This window comes from Cupriavidus sp. FW306-01-F10A (assembly GCF_058782785.1).
On sequence record NZ_JBYSYA010000002.1, the window covers coordinates 421113 to 442031 of the forward strand.

17 protein-coding genes are annotated in these 20919 nt (G+C 66.8%); 7 read left to right on the forward strand and 10 right to left on the reverse strand.

The genetic code is table 11. The features are described from left to right. The first annotated feature begins 17 nt into the window (after positions 1–17). Complete coding sequence (locus AC3WLF_RS04940) at positions 18–803, forward strand: metallophosphoesterase (RefSeq protein WP_492357141.1); 786 nt, start codon at positions 18–20, stop codon at positions 801–803. Positions 804–948: 145 nt separating this feature from the next. Here AC3WLF_RS04940 and AC3WLF_RS04945 read toward each other — a convergent pair whose 3' ends face one another. From AC3WLF_RS04945 to groES, 5 genes are all read right to left on the reverse strand, one after another. Next, on the reverse strand, positions 949–1365 hold the full coding sequence (locus AC3WLF_RS04945; RefSeq protein WP_492357900.1) for a TadE family protein: 417 nt from the start codon (positions 1363–1365) through the stop codon (positions 949–951). 22 nt (positions 1366–1387) lie between these two features. Further along, positions 1388–1879 (reverse strand): TadE/TadG family type IV pilus assembly protein, encoded by a 492-nt coding sequence (locus tag AC3WLF_RS04950; protein WP_492357140.1) that lies wholly within the window; start codon positions 1877–1879, stop codon positions 1388–1390. A 9-nt stretch (positions 1880–1888) separates the two neighbouring features. Further along, positions 1889–3127, reverse strand: a complete 1239-nt coding sequence (locus AC3WLF_RS04955) for a pilus assembly protein TadG-related protein (protein ID WP_492357139.1) — start codon at positions 3125–3127, stop codon at positions 1889–1891. A 722-nt stretch (positions 3128–3849) separates the two neighbouring features. Next, entirely contained in the window at positions 3850–5493 is a 1644-nt protein-coding gene (groL, locus tag AC3WLF_RS04960; protein ID WP_492317531.1) for a chaperonin GroEL, read from the reverse strand. Between the two features lie 46 nt (positions 5494–5539). Beyond that, entirely contained in the window at positions 5540–5830 is a 291-nt protein-coding gene (gene groES, locus AC3WLF_RS04965) for a co-chaperone GroES (RefSeq protein WP_010813047.1), read from the reverse strand. 398 nt (positions 5831–6228) lie between these two features. On the opposite strand from groES, the gene AC3WLF_RS04970 reads away from it, so the two are divergent. Continuing rightward, positions 6229–6657 (forward strand): hypothetical protein, encoded by a 429-nt coding sequence (locus AC3WLF_RS04970; RefSeq protein WP_492357901.1) that lies wholly within the window; start codon positions 6229–6231, stop codon positions 6655–6657. Between the two features lie 179 nt (positions 6658–6836). Beyond that, on the forward strand, positions 6837–8375 hold the full coding sequence (locus AC3WLF_RS04975) for an MltF family protein (protein ID WP_492317533.1): 1539 nt from the start codon (positions 6837–6839) through the stop codon (positions 8373–8375). Positions 8376–8395: 20 nt separating this feature from the next. Here the strand turns inward: AC3WLF_RS04975 and AC3WLF_RS04980 are convergent, their stop codons facing one another. The 3 genes from AC3WLF_RS04980 to AC3WLF_RS04990 all read right to left on the reverse strand — a co-directional run bounded on the left by AC3WLF_RS04980 (position 8396) and on the right by AC3WLF_RS04990 (position 11692). Then, entirely contained in the window at positions 8396–8683 is a 288-nt protein-coding gene (locus AC3WLF_RS04980; protein ID WP_340527535.1) for a helix-turn-helix domain-containing protein, read from the reverse strand. A gap of 269 nt (positions 8684–8952) precedes the next feature. Then, complete coding sequence (locus AC3WLF_RS04985) at positions 8953–11211, reverse strand: xanthine dehydrogenase family protein molybdopterin-binding subunit (RefSeq protein WP_492357902.1); 2259 nt, start codon at positions 11209–11211, stop codon at positions 8953–8955. 16 nt (positions 11212–11227) lie between these two features. Then, positions 11228–11692 carry a (2Fe-2S)-binding protein gene (locus AC3WLF_RS04990; protein WP_010813052.1) on the reverse strand — a complete coding sequence of 155 codons (465 nt, stop codon included), beginning with the start codon at positions 11690–11692 and terminating at the stop codon, positions 11228–11230. 327 nt (positions 11693–12019) lie between these two features. On the opposite strand from AC3WLF_RS04990, the gene AC3WLF_RS04995 reads away from it, so the two are divergent. Then, positions 12020–13108 (forward strand): acyltransferase family protein, encoded by a 1089-nt coding sequence (locus AC3WLF_RS04995; protein WP_492317687.1) that lies wholly within the window; start codon positions 12020–12022, stop codon positions 13106–13108. Between the two features lie 9 nt (positions 13109–13117). On the opposite strand, the gene AC3WLF_RS05000 is transcribed toward AC3WLF_RS04995, so the two are convergent. Then, positions 13118–14005: a c-type cytochrome gene (locus AC3WLF_RS05000; protein ID WP_492357903.1), complete on the reverse strand. Its 888-nt coding sequence runs from the start codon at positions 14003–14005 to the stop codon at positions 13118–13120. 99 nt (positions 14006–14104) lie between these two features. Further along, positions 14105–14503, reverse strand: coding sequence for a nuclear transport factor 2 family protein (locus AC3WLF_RS05005; RefSeq protein WP_492357904.1), 399 nt, complete (start codon positions 14501–14503; stop codon positions 14105–14107). Positions 14504–14844: 341 nt separating this feature from the next. Here AC3WLF_RS05005 and AC3WLF_RS05010 point away from each other — a divergent pair, with 341 nt between their 5' ends. The 3 genes from AC3WLF_RS05010 to hutU all read left to right on the forward strand — a co-directional run bounded on the left by AC3WLF_RS05010 (position 14845) and on the right by hutU (position 20906). Beyond that, positions 14845–18228 carry a diguanylate cyclase gene (locus AC3WLF_RS05010; RefSeq protein ID WP_492352908.1) on the forward strand — a complete coding sequence of 1128 codons (3384 nt, stop codon included), beginning with the start codon at positions 14845–14847 and terminating at the stop codon, positions 18226–18228. A 47-nt stretch (positions 18229–18275) separates the two neighbouring features. Next, positions 18276–19022, forward strand: coding sequence for a histidine utilization transcriptional repressor HutC (hutC, locus tag AC3WLF_RS05015; protein WP_492357905.1), 747 nt, complete (start codon positions 18276–18278; stop codon positions 19020–19022). A 189-nt stretch (positions 19023–19211) separates the two neighbouring features. Beyond that, positions 19212–20906: a urocanate hydratase gene (hutU, locus tag AC3WLF_RS05020; RefSeq protein ID WP_492357135.1), complete on the forward strand. Its 1695-nt coding sequence runs from the start codon at positions 19212–19214 to the stop codon at positions 20904–20906. Positions 20907–20919: the final 13 nt, after the last annotated feature.

Consider the following 20919-nt stretch of genomic DNA (forward strand, 5'->3'; position numbering starts at 1 on the left):
CGCCTTCCGGAGTCCCCATGAAGCTACGCATCCTGAGCGACCTCCACATCGAGCACAACATGCCACAGGCCGTGCCCGCCTGCGATGCCGACATCGTGGTGCTGGCCGGCGACATCGCCAACGGGCGCGATGGCATTGACTGGGCCGCGCGCACCTTCAGCCAGCCGGTGATCTATGTGCCGGGCAACCACGAGTACTACGAAAGCAACTTCGATACCGTGGATCGCCTGATGGCCGAAGCCACCGAGGCGCACCCCGGCATACAGGTGCTCAATGGCGCCGTGGCCGAATTCAATGGCGCACACGGACGCGTACGCATCATCGGTACCACCTGGTGGACGGATTACACGCTGTTCGGCACCGACCGGCGCGAAGACGCGATGCAGGCTTGCGCGGCGGTGATGCTGGACCACCGGCTGATCGAACTCCACGGCGACGACGGCCGTCCGCGCCATTTCACGCCCCTGGACGCGCTGGCACGCCACCAGGCCGCATCGGCCTGGCTGGCGGCGCAGCTGGCGCAACCCTACGATGGCAAGACCGTGGTGGTCACGCACCACGGTCCAGACCTTGGCAGCCTGGACCCGCGCTACTCGCACGACCTGGTCTCCGGCGGCTTCCTGTCGCGCCGGCCCGACCTGGTGGCGCAGGCGGACCTGTGGATCCATGGCCATACCCACACCAGCTTCGACTACTGCATCGACGATTCGCGCGTGGTCTGCAACCCGCGCGGCTACGTCAGCCGCCGCACCGGCGAGCTGGAAAACAAGCGCTTCGACTGGTGCTGCGTGGTGGAGGTCTGAAGCGGTGCCATCATCTTATCGCTCGCTGATGGAGCCGCAGCGCAGGTGCTGCTGTAGGCCACGGTCGAATTCCGACCAGCCGCCGGGGCCACAAAAGAAAAACCCCCGCGGACTCGCACCGGCGGGGGTTTTCAGGACCAGGTTTTCAGCTGTCGCAGATAGCGCTACTGCCCGCGTCCTGTCCCATGATTTCCCTGGGAAGGTAAGTCAGGAATCCGGGTACAGCCAGGCTGGAAAATCCGACCCAGGCCGCCGGAGAGACCGAGGAAACGGCCAATCCCGTCACGCTGACAGCGACTCCCGTGCAGGAGGCGCTGTCGCAACTGGCGCTCAGTCCGTTTGCGTCGTACCAGTTGACCGAGACATTGGCAGACTTGAGGCTTGGCAGAATTTCCTGCATGCGGTTGAGCACTGACGGCGATCCTCTGCCGCAGACTACCGCTTGCCTCGCTCCCCACCGGGTGGCTTCTGCGACGGCGTTCCACGTATACAGCACCCGTCCGAACTCCAGTATGCCAAGCAGTAACGCAAAGAAGAGCACTGCCGCAATGGCAAACTCCACCGCTGTCGCACCTCGCTGACGCCTATTCATAAGCCTGCCTCATCGTAGCTGAGATATCACTGAAAGGAATCGACGTAAGTGAAGCGCTGCCGCCGGTATAAAACCGCGTAAATCCGAGCAGGTCCAGGATAGGCGTGAACGTATAGCCGGAAATCCGGACCGTCACCGTATTGATTGCAGGACTGGCGCCCTGGCCCATATTGGAAGTGCATGCCGGATCCGCGGCGTCGCAGACGGTTACCATGCTGGTTTTCAGGCCAGGCGCCAGGGTCGACTGACCGTCGGTAGCCACCGGCGTACCGTACACGACCAGTTGCTTCGCCATAGCGTGCGCAGCCGCGTTGCCCGCCGCCTGCGTACTCAGGTAGCGGGTCGCATCACGGACTGATTTGGCCAGTGTGTTGTACGTGTAGATTGCCCGGCCGAACTCAGTGACGGCGAAGCAGATCGCCAGCAGTAAGGAAATCGTGATGGCGAGCTCAACGAGCGCCACACCTTTTTGTCGCCTTTTCATCGATATCCCCTACTGGACAAGCGCCGGGATCATGGGGCCGAAATTGCCGCCGGCAAGGCCGTTGGTCGTGCACGGGCTACTGATCGTCGCCGCATTACCCAGGTATTCGAACTGAACCGATTCAGTAGGTCCGCTGATCGGCTGCAGCATGAGCATGCAAGCGAAATCCAGGACTTTCGAAGCCGTCGACACCACTGGCACGATCACAAGGCGGCGACTCATTCCCAGCTTTGCATGATCGCCATTGCCGCCTGGCACGGCCAGATCCTTGTAGCCGCCTTTCATGTTCAGGTTGGTGATCGTGTCGCCGACCTGGACATCTGTGCCCGTATCCGCGTAGCTTGCGAACGTCAGCCGCTTGCTCTTGAAATTGGTCGCAGTCGGGTCAGTGCCACCTGATGAACCGGAATATGCCTGCTTGCCATTCGGCCAGTTCGTGGTTGTGTAGGCGTACCCCGTAAAGTCCGGCCGCATGAGCGACTTGTCCCCGTTGTTCTTGTAGATGCCAAAGCGGCTGTTCCACTGGTCATCCACGGCGACCTTCGCCCCAGGGGTCCGGAGCGTATCGTTGACCTTGGAGTTGCAGTACCCAACGGCCATTTCTTGTTTTGTCTCGTTGGCGTTGGTGGATCCATCGAGGTTGTACCAGCCCATTTCCCCGGGAGCAGCCGTCTTGGTGCCGTCGTAAAGCACAGTTACCCATTCACCAATCGCAAATCCATAGTCAGGGGCGCTAGCCCCCGATTTGGGAAGCAAGCCAACAGGGATGGGGCAGGTGCTCTGCGCATGAGTGCGGGTGGCAACACCAACGGCAGCAACAGCATTGCTGGAGGGGCCTCCGACCAGCTGGATCAGGTAGGCCGAAATCCCACTCGTAAGATGACCGCATTTCACGTAGCGCGCGTTGGCGACAGGCGTGAAGGTCGAACTGTAGGATCCGTTGAGCGTATCGCTAAAGGTGACGTCAGTGTCGACGAGGGCCGCCGAGCTCTTCTGGTACCTGACCTTGTTGGCGTTCCCAGCGGTCAGCCCAGCGCTCGTAGCCCGTGTCAGGGCGTCTGCAGCGCCGTCGAGTTCCTGCGCCGCGGCCAGCGCACAGCTATCGACTGCCGACTGTAGCTCGGTCTTCGCAACAAACATGCCTCCCAGGTCGATGACCAGACCGGCCATGCCCAGCAACACGGCCAGGGTCAGGCCCACAATCGGGAGAATGACCCCTTTTTCCTTCCCTTTGCTATACCTGGACATATGTGTCGCCCTTGGATAAGAGACATAAGCACCCAGCTTGCGTGGATAACGGGAGAAGCCTCACAGGCCCGCTGTCATTGCCGAGGCCCACGGCTGCCACCCACACCCTTAGGCGTCCGGCTGGCTACGCCTGGAACATCCCGATACCTAGCTTCGTACATGCATTCTTGGTCATGCCAACGGCAATTGGTATCGGCCCAATGGCGGAATCAGTAGGTAGGGATACAGCCTGAAGAGGGTACGCTGGACAACTCGCCAGGATATTGAAGCCCCCGACCAGCGAGTCCGGCTTCCGGCCCACTGCCGATGCAAATCGGCATGCTTCACCTCTATGGTGCGATCAAGATCACTTACCGGGCTCAGAAACCCGCTTACCTTGGCTGCTCGGTTCTGCAAGCAAGGGGAAGGCCTGCCTGCTGCACAGACGTGCGTTTCAGTTTTGACTCATACCTCGGCCACGAATTGAGCGACAGGCAGAGGACGCTCTCCGTGAGTCCGGCACCAAAGCAAGCGCTCTCGCGAGCGGTTTCCTTGCTGGTTGTGGACTAGTCGATCCACGGCCATACCCGCACCAGCTTCGACTGGTGCTGCGTGGTCGAGATCTGACCCGGCCGCCCCAGCGAGAGCCTGCTGCCGCGCCCCAAACAAAAACCCCCGCGGGCTCGCGCCCGCGGGGGTTTTCCAAGACAGCCTGCCCTTGAGGGCAGTCGGTCGGCGATGAATTACATCATGCCTTCCATGCCGCCCATGCCGCCCATGCCGCCCGGCATTGCCGGAGCCGACTCTTCCTTCGGCGATTCGGCAACTGCGCAGTCGGTGGTCAGCATCAGCGAAGCCACCGAAGCGGCGTTCTGCAGTGCGGTGCGGGTGACCTTGGTCGGGTCCAGCACGCCCATTTCCACCAGGTCGCCGTACTCGCCCGAAGCGGCGTTGTAGCCGTAGTTGCCCTTGCCTTCGATAACCTTGGCAACGACCACCGAAGCTTCTTCACCGGCGTTCAGCACGATCTGGCGCAGCGGCTCTTCCATGGCGCGCAGCACGATCTTGATACCGGCGTTCTGGTCGGCGTTTTCGCCGGTCAGTGCCGAGATCGCAGCGCGGGCACGCAGCAGGGCCACACCACCGCCGGGGACGATGCCTTCTTCCACCGCAGCGCGGGTGGCGTGCAGGGCGTCTTCCACGCGGGCCTTCTTTTCCTTCATTTCGACTTCGGTGGCAGCGCCAACCTTGATCACGGCAACACCGCCGGCCAGCTTGGCCACGCGCTCTTGCAGCTTCTCACGGTCGTAGTCCGAGGTCGCTTCTTCGATCTGGGCGCGGATTTGCTTGACGCGGCCTTCGATCGCAGCTGCGTCGCCGGCGCCGTCGATGATGATGGTGTTTTCCTTGCCGATCTCGATGCGCTTGGCCTGGCCCAGGTCGTTCAGGCCAGCCTTTTCCAGCGTCAGGCCGATTTCTTCAGCGATGACGGTGCCGCCGGTCAGGATGGCGATGTCTTCCAGCATGGCCTTGCGGCGGTCGCCGAAGCCCGGGGCCTTGACGGCGGCGGTCTTCAGGATGCCACGGATGTTGTTGACCACCAGGGTCGCCAGGGCTTCGCCCTCGACGTCTTCAGCGACGATCAGCAGCGGGCGGCCGGCCTTGGCCACTTGCTCCAGCACCGGCAGCAGGTCGCGGATGTTGCTGATCTTCTTGTCGAACAGCAGCACGAACGGGCTGTCCAGCTGGACAACCTGCTTTTCCGGGTTGTTGATGAAGTACGGCGACAGGTAGCCGCGGTCGAACTGCATGCCTTCCACGACTTCCAGCTCGTCGGCCAGCGACTTGCCGTCTTCAACCGTGATCACGCCTTCCTTGCCGACCTTGTCCATGGCTTCGGCGATGCGCTCGCCGATGGAGGTGTCGCTGTTGGCCGAGATCGCGCCAACCTGGGCGATTTCCTTGCTGGTGGTGGTGGGCTTGCTGACCTTCTTCAGCTCTTCCACGGCGGCGGCAACAGCCTTGTCGATGCCGCGCTTCAGGTCCATCGGGTTCATGCCGGCGGCAACGAACTTCATGCCTTCGCGCACGATCGACTGGGCCAGCACGGTTGCGGTGGTGGTACCGTCACCGGCGTTGTCGCTGGTCTTGGAAGCCACTTCCTTGACCATCTGGGCGCCCATGTTCTGCAGCTTGTCCTTCAGCTCGATTTCCTTGGCCACGGACACGCCGTCCTTGGTCACGGTCGGGCCGCCGAAGCTGCGCTCCAGCACCACGTTGCGGCCCTTCGGGCCCAGGGTCACCTTGACTGCGTTGGCGAGGATGTTCACGCCTTCGACCATCTTGGCACGTGCGGCGTCGCCGAACACTACGTCTTTAGCTGCCATTCTTGAATCTCCTGAAATCTGTACGGGGTGGCGGTCGGTTGGTGAATTACTTGTTCACCACGGCCATGATGTCTTCTTCGCGCATGACCAGCAGTTCCTGGCCTTCCACCTTCACGGCCTGGCCGGCGTACTTGCCGAACAGCACGCGGTCACCGACCTTGACGTCGAGGGCGATGTTGTTGCCCTTGTCATCCTTCTTGCCAGGACCGATTGCCAGCACTTCGCCTTGATCGGGCTTCTCGGCAGCGTTGTCGGGAATCACGATACCGGACGCGGTCTTGGTTTCGTTGTCCAGACGCTTCACGATCACGCGGTCGTGCAAAGGACGCAGATTCATACGGACTCCTAGATACAAAGTGAGTTTTTGATCACAAATCGGCCGGCTACCGAGGCGACGGCCGTCAGAAATGTTCAGGTGTCGCAGGAGGCTGTTAGCACTCACCCCTGACGAGTGCTAATTATAGGGACGGGGTAGGGGCATTTCAAGACGCGGGGGTGATGCGGGTTTTCCCGAGGGGCTATCGATGCCTTGCGCGGCATGGGCTCCCGGCCGGCAACGACCCGCCTGTAGGAATAATCCCGGCACCCATTCGGGCGTGTGCCTGACAGCGCAACGTGGTGCCGCTGCCTAGACTGGGCTTGTCGCCGCGCGCCCGTCTTGGCCGGATGTACGGCGTACGCCGCGCCGAGCGCTTCCGTTGCCGGCGCCTCAGACAGCGACTCTGGAGGTATTCCATGGATACGAAACAGCCCGCTCGCCTTACCCGAATCGCCAGCGTGATTGCCGCAGGCCTGGCTGGCCTCAGCTGCGCTGCTGCGATTGCCCAGACAAGCGCCACCCCCGCCACCCCGGCCACGCCGGCAACCCCTGCTGCCCAGGGCATGCCCGCGACCCCGGCGACCCCGGCGATGCCAGCAACCTCTGCCACGCCGGCAGGCAGCAAGGGCGTGCCGCCGGGCATGACCCAGGTCGAACCGCCGAAGGACCCGCTGGTGGAACGCCGCGAGGCACGCCAGAAGGCCGCCGCCGAGTACAAGGCCAAGAAGAAGGCAGCCAAGGGTGAGTACAAGGAAGAAGTCGGCGCTGCCAAGCAGGAGCGCAAGGTAGAGAACAAGGCAGCAGATGCAACGGCCAAGCAGGAAATGGCCGCACCAAAGCAATAGCGCCGGCCTTTGCACGACGGGTGGCCGGGATCAACCGGCCACCTTCTTTTTGCCGGACATACCCCTCCCGTTTGTCCTTCGGCAGCACCCGGACCCTGGCGGCTTGCAAGCGGCGGGATCGCGCCTAGACTCGATACGAGCAAGTCGCGCGCCTTTCTGCCCGGCTTGCCATCCGCGCCATGCCCGCTGCCCACCCACGCCACTGGTTCGCAGGCCTTCTCCTGTCCGGCCTGGTGGGCGCGCTCAGCCTGTGCAGCACGTTTGCCGTAGCGCAGCAGAAGCCGGCGCCGGCGTCCGCGCCTGTTGCTGCCCCCACGGCGAAAGCCGCAACCGGCAAGGCCGATTCTAGGCCGCGCGGCCTCAACCTGGCCAACAAGCCGCGCAAGGGCGACTTCGACGTGATGGTCAACAGTCGCGTCATCCGCGTGCTGGTGCCTTACAGCCGCACCCTCTACTTCAGCGACAAAGGCCACGAGCGCGGAATTACCGCAGAACTGGTGCGGGAATTCGAGCGCTACCTGAACAAGACCTACGCCAATCGACTTGGCAAGCGCCCGCTCACTGTCCTCATCATCCCCACCACGCGCGACCGGCTGCTGCCCGACCTGGCGGCGGGCCTGGGCGATATCGCCGCAGGCAACCTGACCGAGACCGAGGCACGGCTGAAGCTGGTCGACTTTGCCGCACCGCGTGACCGCAAGCCAGTGCGCGAGCTGATCGTGACCGGCCCGAAGTCGCCGGCGCTGAAAAGCCTGGACGACCTGGCGGGCAAGACCGTGCACGTGCGCCGCGCGAGCAGCTACTACGAAAGCCTGACTGCACTGAACAACCGCCTGCGCCAGTCCGGCAAGGCGCCAATGCAGCTGGTGCTGCTGCCCGACGCGCTTGAAGACGAAGACGTGCTCGAGATGGTGAATGCGGGCCTGCTGGAGATCGTCGTGGTCGACGACTGGAAGGCCGCAATGTGGGTGCAGATCCTGCCTGACATCAAGGTGCGCCAGGACCTGGCGGTGCGCGAAGGCGGCTATGTCGGCTGGGCCTTCCGCAAGGACAGCCCGCAGTTGCGGCAGGTGATCGACGACTTCTATGTCAACTACGTCAAGAAGCAGGGCGTGGCGGAATACCTGCTCAAGCAATCCATGCGCCGGATCAAGCAGATCAGGAACAATACCGAGGACGCCGAATACAAGCGCTTCCAGCAGACCGTTGCCTTCTTCGAAAAGTACGGCAAGGACTATGGCTTCGACCCGCTGATGCTGGCGGCACAGGGCTTCCAGGAGTCACAGCTCAACCAGCAGGCGCGCAGCCGCGTGGGCGCCGTCGGCATCATGCAGATCATGCCCGCCACCGGCAAGGAACTGAACGTGGGCAATATCCAGATGGTCGAGTCCAACATCCACGCTGGCGCCAAGTACATGGACCGGCTGATGACGAAGTACTTCCCTGACGCGCATTTCTCGGAATCCAACCGGCCGTTGTTCGCCTTTGCCAGCTACAACGCCGGGCCCGGCAATATCGCCAAGATGCGCAAGGAGGCTGCGGCGCGCGGGCTGGACCCCGACAAGTGGTTCAACAATGTCGAGATCGTGGTGGCCGAGAAGATCGGCATCGAAACCACCACCTATGTGCGCAACATCTACAAGTACTACGCAGCCTACCGGCTCACGCAGGACCGGGAGGCCGCGCGTGAGCGGGCACTGAAGGAAGTCCGGAAGTAGCGGCGGCCACGCCGCATGGATCAGTCGGCCAGTCCGCTGGCGTCGATATAGCCCAGCGCCTCGGTCACGGCGCGGCGCGCCTTCAGCACATAGCAAACGCGGCGCTCCTGGATCGACAGCGCCAGCACATCGGCCTGCACCAGCTCCAGGAACACATGGCCGGCGCGCGCCAGGCTCAGCCGTGCAACCTGCGCCAGGTCAGTGGCCGGCAGGCCCGCCTCGCCGGCATCCAGCAGCGCACGGCAGATCCGGATCCGCGCGGGCTCGGTCATCAGCGCAAGGGTCAGCGTACTTTCCTGGGTCTCCATGGTCACACCTCGGTCTCCGGGCACGCCTCCGGTCCGCGACAGGCGGCGGCCGGGCGGTGCTGACGTAGTTTTCTTCCGCGCGGTTTTTCCCGCGCAGTTTTCCCCGTTCTACGCGGCTCGCCGCGCAAACGCAATAGGGTGGAGCCACGGCCCTGCAAACACTGGTGCGATTACAACAAACTGCGCAGCGGACAGCGAACGCCAGCCGCATTCGGGGGATGCGCGGTGCGGCTGCACCTCCCCTTCGGCGGCTGGCTGCCATCACACCATCAAGCCATCACGAAGGGCAGTTGGCGTTGGCGCTTGCCGGTCAGCGTGAACAGCGCATTGGCCACCGCCGGCGCGATTGGCGGCACGCCCGGCTCGCCCAGGCCGGTGGGGTTCTCCTGCGAGGGCACGAAGAACACGTCCACCACCGGCGCATCGGTGATGCGCGGCGGCGGATAGTCCGCGAAGTTGCTGTTCTTCACGGCGCCGTTCTCGATCTCGATGGCAAACCCCGGCCTGGTCATGGCCAGCCCGAACACGCAGGAGCCCTGGATCTGGGCCTCGGCGGACATCGGGTTGACCACGCGGTTGGCATGCACGCCGGCGGTGACGCGATGCACGCGCGGCTCGCCCTTCACCACCGAAACGTCGACCACATACGCCACCACGGTGTTGAACGACTCGTGCACGGCCACGCCCCAGGCATGGCCCTTGGGCAGCTTGCGCTTGCCATAGCCGGACTTGTCCACGGCGAGCTGCAGCGCGGCGCGGTGGCGCGCGTGCTTCTTCTCGTCGAGCCGGGCCAGGCGGAATGCCACCGGGTCCTGCTTCGCGGCGGCGGCCATCTCGTCGGCCAGCGTTTCCTTGACGAAGGCGGTGTGGGTGTTGCCCACCGAGCGCCACCACAGCACCGGCACGTCCACCTGCGGGTGGTGCACCGACATCTGCAGCGGCAGGTCGTAGTCGTTCTCGACGATGCCCTCGGTCATGGTGGCGTCGACCCCGTTCTTGACCATGAAGGGCTCGAACGGCGTGCCCTTCAGGATCGACTGGCCGACGATGGTGTGCTGCCAGCCCACCACCTTGCCCTGCGCGTCCAGCCCGATGCGGGCGCGGTGCAGGTGCAGCGGGCGGTAGTAGCCGCCGCGGATATCGTCCTCGCGGCTCCACACCACCTTGAGCGGCTCGGTGTGGCCGGCGGCCACCCAGGCCTTGAGCACGTTGGCCGCCTCGACGATGTAGTCCGAGGTCGGCACCGCGCGCCGGCCGAAGCCGCCGCCGGCCATCATGGTGTTGAGCACCACCTTGTCCGGCGTCAGCCCCAGCGTGCGCGCCACCGCGGCCTGGTCGACGGTCTGGAACTGCGAGCCCACCCAGACCTTGACCGACTGCACCTTGCCGCCGGCCACTTCCGGCTGCAGCGTGCAGTTCAGCGGCTCCATCGGCGCGTGCGCCAGGTACGGGAAGCGGAAATCGGCCTCGATCTTGCGCGCGGCACCGTTGATGGCCGAGCCGATATCCCCGCTCCCCGCGCGCGCCACCATGCCGGGCTGGCCGGCCAGCTTTGCGTATTCATCGAAGAGCGCCTGCGACGACACCTTCGAGCCCGCGTCTTCCCACTGGATGTCGAGCGCGTCGCGGCCCATCTTGGCCGGCCAGTAGCCGCTGGCAATCACGGCCACGCCGCTGCCGCCGCGGTCAACCGGCACCTGCAGCACGCCGCGCACGCCCTGCACCGCGCGCGCCTTGTCGGCGCTGAAGCTCTTGACCTTGCCGCCAAAGCGCGGCGGGCGCGCCACCACGGCCACCACCATGCCTTTCAGGTGCGTGTCGATGCCGAACGGCGTGGTCGCGTCCATCTTGCCGCGCGCATCCAGCCGCGGCGTGGGCTTGCCGACGATGCGGAACTGCGACGGGTCTTTCAGCGTAACCCGCTGCGGCACGGGCAGCTCCATCGCCGCCGGCGCCAGTTCGCCGAAGGTGGCCCGGTGGCTGCCGGACGTGACCACGCCCTGCTCCACCTTGCAGCTGGCCGGATCGACCTTCCATTGCTGCGCGGCCGCCGCCACCAGCATCGCGCGGGCGCGCGCGCCCAGTTCGCGGTACTGCTGGAACGAGTGGTTCAGCGCGGTGGAGCCGCCGGTCATCTGCATGCCGAAGCCAGGGTCCTTGTACGGATCGCCGGCCGGCGCCAGCGTGGCGCGCACGTTGCGCCAGTCGGCGTCCAGCTCTTCGGCCAGCGCCATCGGCAATGCGGTGTGCACGCCCTGGCCGAATTCGAGCCGGTTCACGGCCACGGTCACGGTGTTGTCCGGCGCGATGATCAGGAATGCCTGCGGCGCCGGCGGCGGCGCCTTGGGCTTGGCGCCCTCCTGTGCCTGCGCCAGCGGGGCCACGCCCAGCGCCAGGCCGCTGCCGGCGAGGCCGGTCAGCTTCAGGAAACTGCGGCGGTCCAGCGTGGCCACGCCGGTGTTCGGGCGCGCTTCGCCGCTATTGCCGGCCTGGCCGCCTGCCAGGGCTTCGATGCCTCGGATACGCATATTGGTTTCCTCCCGCTCAGGCCAGCGCACGGGCGGCGTCTTTGATCGCCGCGCGGATGCGCTGGTACGTGCCGCAGCGGCACAGGTTGCCGGCCATGGCCTGGTCGATGTCGGCGTCGGTGGGCCGCGGCTTGGTGCGCAGCAGGCCGATGGCGCTCATCACCTGGCCGTTCTGGCAGTAGCCGCATTGCGCCACGTCGTGCTTGAGCCAGGCGTCCATCACGGCGCGCCCGACCTTGTCAGTGCCGATGCCTTCGATGGTGGTGATGCGCGCGCCGGCAGCGGCGGATACCGGCGTCACGCAGCTGCGCGTAGCCTGGCCGTTGACGTGCACGGTGCAGGCACCGCATGCGGCCATGCCGCAGCCGAACTTGGTGCCGGTCATTTCAAGGTTGTCACGCAGCGCCCACAGCAGCGGCGTGGACGGGTCCACGTCGACTTCACGGGTCTTGCCGTTGACGTTGATATTGAGGGTGGTCATGGGGGGACACTCCTTGGGTACGTTGCCCGCTGGTTCTTTCCAGTGCCCCGCCGGGCGCGGTGCGGCGCGCGGGCACTGCCCATGCGCCGCAGCCTGGCGCAAAGGACAAATGAGGATAGTGCAATTTCGGTCACCTTGCCGGACACCGTGCGCACTACCCTGCCCCCGAAGCCGTTTTGCACGAACTTTGGGCATGTGGCGGCTGTCCCTCATGAATCCCTTCGCTTTCCGATTTCTGTCGCCGCAACAGTGCCATCGACTATTCCAGAACACACTTATTCCGGCGCCTCCGCGGCACCGGTCCCGCGCGCCACCGCTGCCACGCGCGTGCCGGCGGCCCAGTCCCCGTCAGTGGCGCGGCTCGACAGCATCCAGGCCCTGCGCGGGCTGGCCGCCGCGTTCGTGGTGGTCTACCACTCCGGCCTGGCGCTGGGCGGCGCCGATGCGCCGGCGCTCAACTGGCTGACCGACAACGTGATCAAGCGCGGCCATGTCGGCGTGGACGTCTTCTTTGTCATCAGCGGCTTCATCATCGCCTGGGTCGCGGTGCTGGCCCGGCCCCAGCCTGAGCGCCCGCTCAGCTTCATGATCCGGCGCTGCTGCCGGCTGGCGCCGCCGTACTGGATCATGTCGGCCATCCATGCGCTGCTGCTCAATCCGGTCACGCCGGCGGTATTCGCGGCGTCGCTGGCCTTCCTGCCGACTGCAACCGACCACGCGCCGTACTATGGCTACCCGGCGCTGTACGTGGGCTGGTCGCTCAACTATGAGCTGGCGTTCTACGCCGCCTTCGCGCTCGGCCTGCTGCTGGCCGGGCGGCGCGCGCTGCTGGTGGTGCTGGGGGTCTTCGCGTTGACCACGCTGGTGCTGCCGTGGTGGCGCTTCGGCGCGCTGGCGGCCGATCCGGCGCAGGGCTACCCGTTCGCCACGCCGTGGCTGGCCATGGCCAGCAATCCGCTGGTGCTGGAATTCCTGCTGGGCTGCGGACTGGCATGGGCCTATGCGCGCTGGCGCCACCTGCTGACGCCGGCCATCGCCGTGGGCATGCTGGCAACCGGTTGCGCCGCGTTCGCGCTGTCGCTGCCGCTGGTCGGGCCCGATTTCAGCCTGGCCGGACGCGGGCTGCCCGCGGCGGCGCTGCTGGCCGGCGCCGTGGCGGCCGAGCACGCCGGCGTGCTGCGCGTGCCGCGCGCACTGGTCTGGCTGGGCGAGCTGTCGTATGCGCTGTATCTGACGCACCCCACCGTGATCGAGGGCGTCAAGCGCCTGATGCCCGAACTGGCGCCCGGCCAGACCGCGCTGCAGCTGCTGCGCTTTGTCATCGATGCCGGCCTGGCGCTGGCGCTGGCGCTGCTGCTGCACCGCTGGGTGGAGCTGCCCGGCATCGCCGCCGGCCGGCGGCTGGCGCGGCGCTGACGCGCGCGCTCAGCGCTGCGGCATGCCGGCCAGGAACAGATAGAGCGCGGTCAGGTCGGTATCGTTCATGCGTCCGAACGAATCGAACGGCATCACGCGGCTCACTTCGGTGCCATCGGGCCGCTTGCCGCTGCGCATCATCGCGATAAAGGCCGAAGCCTGGCCGTAGCGCGACATGGCACCGCCCGGCACTGGGCGCAGGTCCGCCGCGGGCGGCCAGTCGGGCGGCGCGCCCGGGATCTTGCCGCCGCGGAAGTCCGGCCCGTGACATCCCAGGCAGGCATTGGCGACGTAGCCGCCGTACCTGGCCGTGGACGCCGGCACCATTGCAGGCTGCACCGGCAAGCTGTGGTCGATCTTGGCGGCCGCGTCCTGCACGATGCCCACGCCGTACAGCGCCCGCACCAGCCATGGCATGCGGATTTCCGCGGGCGCCCCCATCGCCGGCGGCAGGCTGCGCAGGTAGCCCACCAGCGCGCCCAGGTCCTCGTCGCTCAGGCGGTTGTAGTCCTCGCTGGGCATGATCAGCAGCGGCCGGTGCGAGGGCGCCACGCCATGGCGGATGCTCCGTACCCAGTCAACCGGCTGGTAGGCGGCAATGTCCGGATTGGCGCGCGTCAGGTCCGGCGCGCGCACGCGCAGGCCGCCGGGGTCGTCGATCACCTGCTTGCCGCCGCCGCCGGCACCGTGGCATTCCATGCAGCCGCGCGATTCAAACAGGTACTTGCCGAGGGCGATGCCGGCGGCGTCTTCACGGATGGCGACGGGTGAAACCTTGACCACGACAATGCGCGCCGCCTTGCGCTCGCCGACCCATACCGCGGCATAGGCCGCCACGGCCACGGCGACAGCCGTGCCGGCCAGCCCCCATGCCGCCACCCGCAGAAATCGCGCCATTTGCCTTCCCCTGTCCGCCGCACTGGATGCAGCAGCTTGCCGCCAGTGGGCGGGGGGCTGTCGGTGGGGCAGGCCACATAGCGGCGGCGCGCGCCGCGGTCAGGCCAGCCCGGCCGGGGCCCGGTCGATGAAGCCGGTCATGCGCGCGAGCCGGCCATCGGCGGAAATCGTGGCGAATTCGGTGCCGACCACCAGCGCCGGCTCTCCCGCCGGGGCCAGTTCCCACGTAAAGCGCAGGTGCTCGCCGTGCGCATCGACCGGGCTCACGCGGGTAAAGCGGAACCCGGGGAACTTCGCCTGCACTGCGGCGATCATCGCGTCGATGCCGCCATGGCCGTCGCCGCGCATCAGCGGATCGACATAGCTTGCCGATTCCGTCCACGCCAGCGCGATCAGCTCGCGCCGGCGCGCGGCATCGGTCTCGTTCCAGGCGGCGAGGTAGCGGTCGGCAAGGGTGGCGGGATCGGCAGTGACTTGGGCTTGGATGGCGGCAGACATGGCGTACTCCTGGTCTTGGTTGGGAATCCGTATAGCGGCCTGAGGTCAGGCCATGGCTGCATGATGGGCGCGGCGGGGCCGCGGCGCGATTACCCGTGAGGTTATGAACTGGCTTACCCGCATGCCTGACGGTCCCTACCAAAAAATCGCCCCCAGCACCAGTGGCAAGATAGCCCCCAACCTGCCCCCTGTCCTGCCAATGGCCGCGTCCTTATCCTCGCTACATTGCCCCTACGCTGGGCGGCATTCCGTCCCCGCATCCGGGGCCGTGCCGCCCGGGCGCGCCGGGCAAGCCGCCTCCTCCCACCCAGACGCACCGCCTTTTTGCATCGTTCTCGTCCATGACGCCCGACACGGCCCCGCCGAGCCACCAGGCCGCCAACGACCATCCTGCCGCGCAGCGCCGCTGGCTGCCCTTGCTGCTGGCCGGCGCCGGCTATTTCGTGCTGGCGGCGGCTGCGCTGTGGCTGGCGCGGCTGCCCGGTACCGTGGCGGCGGTGTGGCTGCCCAACGCCTTCGGGCTGGGCCTGCTGCTGCACCGGCCGCGCGCGGAGGGGCCGTGGCTGCTGGCCGGCATGCTGGGCGCCAGCGTGCTGGCCAACTATGCGGCCGGCGACAGCGTCGCCACCGCGCTGATGCTGACCGGCGCCAACCTGGCCGAGATGCTGTTCGCGCTCGGGCTGCTGCGCCTGCTGGACCGGCATGCCGTCCTGGGGCGCCACGGTCCGCTGGCCGCCTTCGCGGTGATGCTGGCGGTGGGCGGCATCCTGGCGCCGGCACTGGGGGCCACCGCCGGGGCCATGGCCATCGCCACGACCCATGGCACCAGCTTCGCCTCGGTCTGGTGGACCTGGTGGCAGGCCGACGCGCTCGGCATGGCGCTATTGCTGCCGATGATGTTGTCGATGACGGCGGTGCGCGTGCGCGCCGCCGTCGCGCGGCCGGTGCTGGCGCCGCAGGCGGGCGCGCTGGCGCTGTGCCTGGCCATCGGCGCCTTTGCGCAGTGGCAGGGCCACGACCCGTTTGCCGCGATGTCGCTGCCGCTGGTGCTGGTGGCGCTGGCCGGCAATCCGTTTGCGACCGCGCTGCTGACGCTGGTGGCCACGCTTTGCCTGCAGGCGCTGATGCTGCTCGCGCACCGCCATCAAGCAGTGCCGTTGTCGGCGGCGGTGATCATGGTGTTGCCGGTCTGCATTGCCTACCTGACCGAGCAGAACCGGCACGGCCGCGCCAGCCTGCGCAGCAGCGACAAGCGTTTTCGCCAGGCCATGGAGCACTCGGCCATCGGCATGGCGCTGGTCGACATGGACGGCCGCTGGCAGACGGTGAACCGTGCCATGACCGAGTTGCTGGGCTACAGCGCGGCCGAGCTGCGCGAGCTGAGCTACCAGCAACTGACCCACCCCGACGACCTGAGCGGCGGCCTGCTCCAGGTCGACAACCTGCTGTCCGGGAAGATCGAGTCCTACCGCCTGGAAAAGCGCTACCGCCATAAGGACGGCCATTACCGCTGGGTTCTGTTGGCGGTGTCGCTGGTGCGCGACGAACAGACCGGCGAGCCGCAGCACTTCATCACCCAGGTGGAAGACATCCACGCGCGCAAGCTGGCGCAGCAAGAGCTGGAACGGCTGTCGCGCCGCATCCAGCTGGCGGCCGAAGCCGGCGGCGTGGGCATCTGGGAGTGGGACTTCACCAGCGCCGGCGTCACCTGGGACGCGCGCATGCACGCGCTGCACGGCACCGACCCCGCGGGCGGCACGCCAGTGGTGGAGCAATGGATCGCGATGCTGCATCCGGACGACGTCAGCCGCGTCAGCGGCGAGATGCGCCAGGCCATCCGCGGCGAGGCGCCGTTCGATACCGAATACCGCATCGCGCGCCCCGGCGGCAACGTGCGCCACGTACGCGCGATGGCCATGGTCACGCGCACCGACGATGGCACCGCGCAGGCCCTGGTCGGCACCAACTGGGACATCACCGAGCAGCGGAGCCTGACCGAGGCACTGTTCGAAGAGAAGGAACGCCTGCACATCACGCTGCGCTCGATCGGCGATGCGGTGATCTGCACCGATGCGGCCATGCACGTGACCTTCATGAACCCGATCGCCGAACAGCTGACCGGCTGGACCATGGCCGGCGCCACCGGCCTGCCGCTGGAGCAGGTCTTCCGCATCGTCGACGAAGCCACCGGCGACCCCATCCCAAGCCCGGTCGAAGCCTGCCTGCGCACGCTCGCGCCCGCCTACCTGCAGGACGGCGCCGTGCTGCAGAGCCTGACCGGCGAGCGCCACGACGTGCAGGACTCAGCCGCTCCCGTGCTGACCGCGCGCGGCGAGGTACTGGGCGCGGTGCTGGTGTTCCAGGACATCACCACCGCGCGCGCGCTGCAGCGCGAGCTGGCGCGTTCGGCCATGCACGATGCGCTCACGGGCCTGCCCAACCGCACCTGGTTCGAGAAGCGCCTGCGCGAGGCCTGCGACGCGGCGCGGCTGCACGGCCATCGCGCCGCGCTGTGCTTCATCGACCTGGACCGCTTCAAGATCGTCAACGACACCGCCGGCCACGGCGCCGGCGACGTGCTGCTGCGCGAACTGGGCTACATGATCCGCAACCACGTGCGCCCCGACGATGTGCTGGCGCGCCTGGGCGGCGACGAGTTCGCGCTGCTGCTCAAGGACTGCACCGTCGACCAGGCCGAACAGGTCTGCCAGGGCGTGATCGACGCCATCCGGGGCCGCCGCTTCCCGTGGGAAGGACGCGTGTACGACATGGGCGCCAGCATCGGCATCGCCGCGATCGACCTGGACGTGCCCCCGGTCAGCGAACTGATGAGCCGCGCCGACGTGGCCTGCTACGCCGCCAAGGCCGCCGGCCGCAGCCGCGTCTCGGTCTACCGCCGCGACGAGAGCGACGCGCGCCGCCACCACCGCGAGCTGGAAGTCGCCGCCGGCATCCATTCGGCGCTTGAAGCCAACCGCTTCCGCCTGTTCGCGCAGGAGATCCGCGCACTGCAGCCCGAGGAGAACGAAGACGGCGCCGAACACTGCCATATCGAGATCCTGGTGCGCATGGTCGACGAGCACGGCGATCTGATCATGCCCGGTGCCTTCATTCCCGCCGCCGAGCGCTACGACCTGATGGGCCACGTCGACCGCTGGGTCATCCGCAACGTGCTGCGCGGCTACGGCGAACGCCTGGGCGCCGTGCCCGGGCTGTCGGTATCGATCAACCTGTCCGCCAACTCGCTCGGCGAGCCCTTCCTGCTGCCCTTCCTGCATGCCGAGCTGGAGGCCAGCGCGCTGCCCGCCAGCCGCATCCGGCTGGAGATCACGGAAACCGCGCTGATCAACAACATGGCCGCGGCCAACCGGCTGGTGACAGAGATGCGGCGCGCCGGCTGCACCGTGTCGCTGGACGACTTTGGCTCGGGCCTGTCCTCGTTCGCCTACCTGAAGCAGTTCCCGGTGGACTTCCTGAAGATCGACGGCAGCTTTATCCGGCAACTGGCCGACAACGCGGTCGACCGCGAGATCGTCAGCTCGATCAACGACATCGGGCACCGGCTGGGGGTGCGCACGGTGGCGGAGTGGGTGGAGGATGAGCGCACCCTCGATGCGCTGCGCGCGATCGGGGTGGACTATGCGCAGGGGTATGTGATCGGCCGGCCGGTGGCACTGGATGTGTTCCTGGCCGGATGCCGGCAGCGTGACGCGCAGGCATCGTAGCCAGGGTGCCGGGCCATGATAAATTCGGCGCCTGTCGCATTGGCCGCATGGCCGCACCCAAGGGGAACCCGTTGTCGCTCGTGTCCGACTCTATGCCGGCGCCGCTCTATGCGCGCGTCAAGCAGCACATCAGCAGCAGGATCGCTGACGGCAGCTGGCCGCCGCATCACCGCGTGCCGTCCGAGACCGAATTGGTCGAGTCCCTGGGCGTAAGCCGCATGACCGTGCATCGCGCGCTGCGCGAGCTGACCGCGGAAGGCATGCTGGTGCGGCTGCAGGGCGTCGGCACCTTCGTCGCCGAACCCAAGCGGCGGACCGCGCTGTATGCGGTCAACAATATTGCCGAAGACATTGCTTCACGCGGGCACCGGCATCACGCGCAGGTCATTAGCCTGGAGGCGGAACGCGCCGGCCCGGCACAGGCCGCGGCACTGGAGGTGGCACTGGAGGAGCGGGTGTTCCATTCCGTGATCGTGCATTATGAGGACGACGTGGCGATCCAGCTGGAGGACCGCTATGTCAATGCCGCGGTGGCACCGGACTACCTGGCGCAGGACTTCACCAGCGAAACCCCCTACCAGTACCTGTCCCGCATCGCACCGCTGACCGAAGGCGAGCACGTGGTCGAGGCCGTGCTGGCACTGCCGGAAGAGTGCGGGCTGCTGGCCATCCAGCGGGCCGAGCCGTGCCTGCTGATCCGGCGCCGCACCTGGTCCGTGGGCCGGGTCGTGACGTCGGTGCGGCTGGTACATCCCGGCTCGCTGCATCGCCTGGAAGGCCGGTTCACGTCCTAGGCCCGGAACTGGCCGCCCGCCAGGGCACAAGGGACTCCAACATCATTTTGTGATTAAAGCGCTGTGCGGGCGCAGGCCGCCCTACGGGATTACCCCGATTTATACGTACTTGTATATACAGGAATATACATGCCTATGCATCGCCCGAAAAAGCGAGCGTTCCAGACCAGCACGACCGAAGGAGTTCCCGTGACCAAGACCACCACCACCACGCGTTTCCGCGACACCGAAATCCGCGCTCCCCGCGGCACCACGCTGACGGCCAAGAGCTGGCTCACGGAAGCCCCGCTGCGCATGCTGATGAACAACCTCGACCCTGAGGTGGCGGAGAACCCGAAGGAACTGGTGGTCTATGGCGGCATCGGCCGCGCCGCCCGCAACTGGGAATGCTATGACCGCATCGTGGAAGCGCTGACCCGCCTGGAAGACGACCAGACCCTGCTGGTGCAGTCGGGCAAGCCCGTGGGCGTGTTCCGCACCCATCGCGACGCGCCACGCGTGCTGATCGCCAACTCCAACCTGGTGCCGCACTGGGCCAACTGGGAACACTTCAACGAACTCGACGCCAGGGGCCTGGCCATGTACGGCCAGATGACCGCCGGCAGCTGGATCTACATCGGCAGCCAGGGCATCGTGCAGGGCACCTATGAGACCTTCGTCGAGGCCGGCCGCCAGCACTTCGGCGGCAACCTGAAGGGGCGCTGGGTGCTGACCGCCGGCCTCGGCGGCATGGGCGGCGCGCAGCCGCTGGCCGCAACGCTGGCCGGCGCCTGTTCGCTCAACATCGAATGCCAGCAAAGCCGCATCGATTTCCGCCTGAAGACCCGCTACGTCGACGAACAGGCCACCGATCTGGACGACGCACTGGCCCGCATCGACCGCTACACCTCGCAAGGCAAGGCGATCTCGATCGCGTTGTGCGCCAACGCCGCCGAGGTGCTGCCCGAACTGGTGCGCCGCGGCGTGCGCCCGGACATGGTCACCGACCAGACCAGCGCGCATGACCCGCTCAACGGCTACCTGCCGGCCGGCTGGAGCTGGGACGAATACCGCGAGCGCGCGCAGCGCGAGCCGGCGGCAGTGGTCAAGGCCGCCAAGGCTTCGATGGCCGCGCATGTGCGCGCCATGCTGGCGTTCCAGCAGATGGGCGTGCCGACCTTCGACTACGGCAACAATATCCGCCAGATGGCCAAGGAAGAAGGCGTGGCCAATGCCTTCGACTTCCCCGGCTTCGTGCCCGCGTACATCCGCCCGCTGTTCTGCCGCGGCATCGGCCCGTTCCGCTGGGCCGCGCTGTCGGGCGACCCGCAGGACATCTACAAGACCGACGCCAAGGTCAAGGAACTGATCCCCGATGACGAGCACCTGCACCGCTGGCTCGACATGGCGCGCGAGCGCATCAGCTTCCAGGGCCTGCCGGCGCGGATCTGCTGGGTGGGTCTGGGCCTGCGCGCCAAGCTGGGCCTGGCCTTCAACGAGATGGTGCGCAGCGGCGAGCTGTCGGCGCCGGTCGTGATCGGGCGCGACCACCTGGATTCGGGCTCGGTCGCCAGCCCCAACCGCGAAACCGAGGCCATGCAAGACGGCTCCGACGCCGTGTCCGACTGGCCACTGCTGAACGCGCTGCTCAACACCGCCAGCGGCGCCACCTGGGTTTCGCTGCACCATGGCGGCGGCGTGGGCATGGGCTTCTCGCAGCATTCCGGCGTAGTGATCGTGTGCGACGGCACCGATGAAGCCGCCGCCCGCATCGCCCGCGTGCTGCACAACGACCCCGCCACCGGCGTGATGCGCCATGCCGACGCCGGCTATGAGATCGCCGTCGACTGCGCGCGCGAGCAGGGCCTGGACCTGCCGATGCTGAACCACGCATCGCGCGACTGATCCCGCGGCCAGC

Bases quoted from the DNA above. Each gene is read 5' to 3' on its own strand.
- AC3WLF_RS04950 (WP_492357140.1), bottom strand. From the start codon at position 1,879: ATGAAAAGGCGACAAAAAGGTGTGGCGCTCGTTGAGCTCGCCATCACG.
- hutC (WP_492357905.1), top strand. From the start codon at position 18,276: ATGGCCGCACCCAAGGGGAACCCGTTGTCGCTCGTGTCCGACTCTATG.
- AC3WLF_RS04980 (WP_340527535.1), bottom strand. From the start codon at position 8,683: ATGGAGACCCAGGAAAGTACGCTGACCCTTGCGCTGATGACCGAGCCC.
- AC3WLF_RS04990 (WP_010813052.1), bottom strand. From the start codon at position 11,692: ATGACCACCCTCAATATCAACGTCAACGGCAAGACCCGTGAAGTCGAC.
- AC3WLF_RS04985 (WP_492357902.1), bottom strand. From the start codon at position 11,211: ATGCGTATCCGAGGCATCGAAGCCCTGGCAGGCGGCCAGGCCGGCAAT.
- AC3WLF_RS04940 (WP_492357141.1), top strand. From the start codon at position 18: ATGAAGCTACGCATCCTGAGCGACCTCCACATCGAGCACAACATGCCA.
- AC3WLF_RS05010 (WP_492352908.1), top strand. From the start codon at position 14,845: ATGACGCCCGACACGGCCCCGCCGAGCCACCAGGCCGCCAACGACCAT.
- AC3WLF_RS04955 (WP_492357139.1), bottom strand. From the start codon at position 3,127: ATGTCCAGGTATAGCAAAGGGAAGGAAAAAGGGGTCATTCTCCCGATT.
- groL (WP_492317531.1), bottom strand. From the start codon at position 5,493: ATGGCAGCTAAAGACGTAGTGTTCGGCGACGCCGCACGTGCCAAGATG.
- groES (WP_010813047.1), bottom strand. From the start codon at position 5,830: ATGAATCTGCGTCCTTTGCACGACCGCGTGATCGTGAAGCGTCTGGAC.
- AC3WLF_RS05000 (WP_492357903.1), bottom strand. From the start codon at position 14,005: ATGGCGCGATTTCTGCGGGTGGCGGCATGGGGGCTGGCCGGCACGGCT.
- AC3WLF_RS04970 (WP_492357901.1), top strand. From the start codon at position 6,229: ATGGATACGAAACAGCCCGCTCGCCTTACCCGAATCGCCAGCGTGATT.
- AC3WLF_RS05005 (WP_492357904.1), bottom strand. From the start codon at position 14,503: ATGTCTGCCGCCATCCAAGCCCAAGTCACTGCCGATCCCGCCACCCTT.
- AC3WLF_RS04975 (WP_492317533.1), top strand. From the start codon at position 6,837: ATGCCCGCTGCCCACCCACGCCACTGGTTCGCAGGCCTTCTCCTGTCC.